The organism is Streptomyces endophyticus (genome assembly GCF_035798155.1).
In the GTDB taxonomy this organism is placed as follows: domain Bacteria; phylum Actinomycetota; class Actinomycetes; order Streptomycetales; family Streptomycetaceae; genus Streptomyces; species Streptomyces endophyticus.
In genome coordinates, this window is sequence record NZ_JAOZYC010000163.1 from 1 (window position 1) to 476 (window position 476).

Sequence of the window (476 nt, forward strand, 5' to 3'; positions counted from 1 at the left end):
GATCTGGGTTCTTTTCACCTTTCCCTCGCGGTACTGTTGCGCTATCGGTCACACAGGAGTACTTAGCCTTACGAGGTGGTCCTCGCGGATTCACACGGAATTTCACGTGCTCCGTGCTACTCGGGATTCAGCTAGCTCAGTTCAATTTTCGGATACGGGGCTTTCACCCTCTGTGGCGCGCCATTCAAACGCTTCTCCTAATCTCCCTGATACACGTTGCTGTCCCACAACCCCGATGAACTACGGTTTGGGCGGTATCGGTTTAGGAGGTTTGGGCGGTATCTGCCTCGGCGGTCTTGGCCTAGCTGGTTTGGGCGGTATTGGACTGGGCGGTCTCGGTACAACTGTCTGTGAATCCGTACCTAATGTTGGACTCGGAGGTTTAGGCTATTTAGGCGGTATCGGCGGATTAGGTTTGGGCGGATTAGGATCAACAACCGTTTGCGAGTCCTCACCGAACTTAGGTTGGGGTATCG

General features: G+C 54.0%; 1 rRNA gene. It reads right to left on the reverse strand.

From position 1 onward, the window contains the following. Nucleotides 1–316 (reverse strand): 23S ribosomal RNA (locus OKJ99_RS32825); the annotation flags it as partial. Between the last annotated feature and the right edge of the window lie 160 nt (nucleotides 317–476).